The 2,834-nt window shown below is 48.6% G+C and carries 2 protein-coding genes and 1 pseudogene; all 3 read right to left on the bottom strand.

The window, feature by feature from the left end:
• Positions 1-286 (bottom strand): hypothetical protein (locus PHE17_RS21600; RefSeq protein ID WP_301017999.1); only part of this gene is annotated, 286 nt, incomplete at its 3' end.
• A 133-nt stretch (positions 287-419) separates the two neighbouring features.
• On the bottom strand, positions 420-2,573 hold the full coding sequence (locus PHE17_RS21605) for a glycosyltransferase (protein ID WP_301018000.1): 2,154 nt from the start codon (positions 2,571-2,573) through the stop codon (positions 420-422).
• A gap of 48 nt (positions 2,574-2,621) precedes the next feature.
• Positions 2,622-2,684 (bottom strand): annotated as a pseudogene (locus PHE17_RS21785) (SEC-C metal-binding domain-containing protein); the annotation flags it as partial.
• Positions 2,685-2,834: the final 150 nt, after the last annotated feature.

Genomic DNA, 2,834 nt, shown 5'->3' on the forward strand with positions numbered 1-2,834 from the left:
CAAGCAATACAAAATCGGTTTCGATGTGGCGGGCCAGTTCATGCAGAATAAAGGCGGAATATTCGTCCCTGGAACGCAGAGGGGAAATTTGCACTGTTTCAATGCCTGGAGTCTCGATATTCCGGTCAGATAGAAACAGGACGCGCGCAAAGGAGCATGTGGACATGGACTTGCGCAAAGCCTCGATGGCCAGCTCATGATTGATGCAGTCCACGCAGCACAGCGTGGTGTTGGGGATTGGGACTAACTCTGGAGATAAAGCAGGAATCTTCATAGGTTGTGACATGTTCACAGATCTGCTCTGGTGGATAAATCCACTGAATGATTCCGCATAAAGTTACCAGCCATTTTGAGTATGGATGAAGGAATCTGTCGACATACGGTAAATTAGGTTCAGTATTTATTGGCTTAATTGGATTCTAATCCTCGTAACTCCATGGCTTGCCTTGTTCCAGAGCTAGTTCTTGCATTACCGCCAGTACTTTTTGGACGACGCATAAATCAGCGTCTTCCGAAGGTGGTAATTTGCTTAAGCTTGAAAAATAATTTGCCATATTATCAATCTCATCTGGACTGGGCGAACAGAACAGAAAATGCCGATAACAGCCAATATCAGAAAAATCATGCGCCAACAAATTTTTTGCATACAATTCATCCAGCGCATGCATGACTGGTCGTAATCCAGGCATAGCCTCGGCTGAAAAGTGTCCTTTTAACATGTCATTCCAAAGTTTAAGGCGGCCATGCCCAATCGGCCAATGTTTCACGCCAAGCCCTGTTAGGATTGACCGGGTTTCGGTCAAATTCGGCAATCCGTTATCTGCATGTTCTGTCAACCATCTATATGGTTTCGGCATCAGCCGGTCCCAGAAGGCGCAAGCGTCCACCTCGGCAGCACGTACTCGCGGATCGTCGAATGGGGCCGCAATAACCGTCATCAAACGTGCCACACGGGTGGTGTGCCACAGGAAGTCGCGACGTTTTTCGCTTGGGATGTGTTCCAGTACATCTAGCGCCACTATCACATCAAATTGACTATCGGAAAAGGCAAGTGCCGTGGCATCACCTTCGATGACATTTGAGTATGCTTTCATCTCTTCCGGTATTTCTACGTCGAGGTAGATAATACGATCTTGTGGCAACAGCGAACCGAGTATTTTATGGCGATTGGCGCCCACTTCCAGAATGGTGAATATCTGCCCAGGTCGGCGCAACCACTCAATGGCCATTGCCGTTACCCCATAACGTTGTGCCTGATCGAACGGGATTGCCTCGGGGAAATCGTTATTGGCAATGTAGTCTAGAATTCGGCCTATATCTGGCTGTTCTTCAAAAAAGCTCAAGTAAGAAAGTGGTGGTATAGTTGTACTTTTTTCGCCATTACTTATCCATTGTGCCAATTCCATTATTGAATGGTGATCTGACGTCTGTTGACAAGTAAATCTGTATTTTTCAGCCAAGTAGCGATTACCCCAATAAGTTTTACTGGGTGCAAATGGATTGGATGTGGGTCGGTCGTTAGCTTGAAAATAAGTTCTAAAAAGTTCATCCGCTTCAATCTTTGGAGCAATACTGGATTCAGCGATGGTGTTGTGATCATGCAAACGATATAGATAGAGTCTCTCAGGCACATACACAGGCTCTGATTCCCGCGTGGCTCTCAGGGCAAACTCCCAATCGTGGTTGTACCGAAGATTGGAAAAACCGCCCAAGCGCTGGAAAAGCGTACGAGAGACGAAGAAATTGCCAGTCGTTATTGCGAAATTCGCAGATAGTAGGCCGAACCCGATGGTGGTAGCGCGAGGCCCTTCCGCCAATATCTTCTGCAAATCTGCTGCCCTTGAGCCTGGTGCGGGATTTTTCACTGGTATTCCAATGCCATCGATGATTTGCACATTGGCGAAACCCCAATCAGCACCAGAGCAAGCCACTTCCTCCACCATGCGTTGGATGCGCTCGGGAGAAAATCTATCGTCGGAATTGAGTATATTGATGAACTCGCCTGTTGCAAACGCAATACCTTCATTGATGGTTGCGTGTGCCCCTCGGTTTTCACGAGCGATAAACTGATGTGGGAAAGGACAGTCACCTAACACATTTTTGATAAGGGCTGGCGAACTATCCGTCGAACCATCATCAATGACGATGAGTTCTATCTGGCGGTAAGTTTGCCCGTACACAGAAAGCAGGCAATCTGCAATATAGGCTTCATGGTTATACGAAGGGATAATTACACTCACGAGCGGCTGGCGCATTGTCTTGCCTGCAGCTCGTTGTTGGCACCACATCCGATAGGCAATATGCCGGACAGACGTGTAGGCATCGTTCTCTGACAGTGCATCACATAAAGCCAAACTCAGGTTGTGGCGCATTTTTGGAAACCGCCAGCCAGTCAACACTGACGCTTTGAGGATGAGCCCTATAGCCTCCTGTGGTCGACCTGTTTGCAGACAAACAACTCCCAGCATATGCAGGCAATCCGGTTCGTCGGAGGACAGGGCCAGCGCCTGGCGATACAGCTTTTCCGCAGCTTCCAGTTGATTCGCCTGTTGATGGGAAAGCGCAGCACGCATGATGCCATGCACGCCATTGGCGGGGAGCGGAGGGCTCTTGACCGGATCTCCGCAGCAATGTTTAAACCGTTTTCCGCTACCGCAAGGGCACGGACTGTTGCGTGAGATCATTTGCGATTCCAAAAAATGGTTTGTTTCTCATTTCCATTGCTACGAAATATCGCCAGGGAAAAAAAGGTACAGGCGGTAGCCTTCCGCCTTGAGGTCGCCCAAATCCATCAATAACTTGACCGCCACGTCGCCCTTGGCGGGAATGCCTTG

Source organism: Thiothrix sp., assembly GCF_028714775.1.
Classification (GTDB): domain Bacteria; phylum Pseudomonadota; class Gammaproteobacteria; order Thiotrichales; family Thiotrichaceae; genus Thiothrix.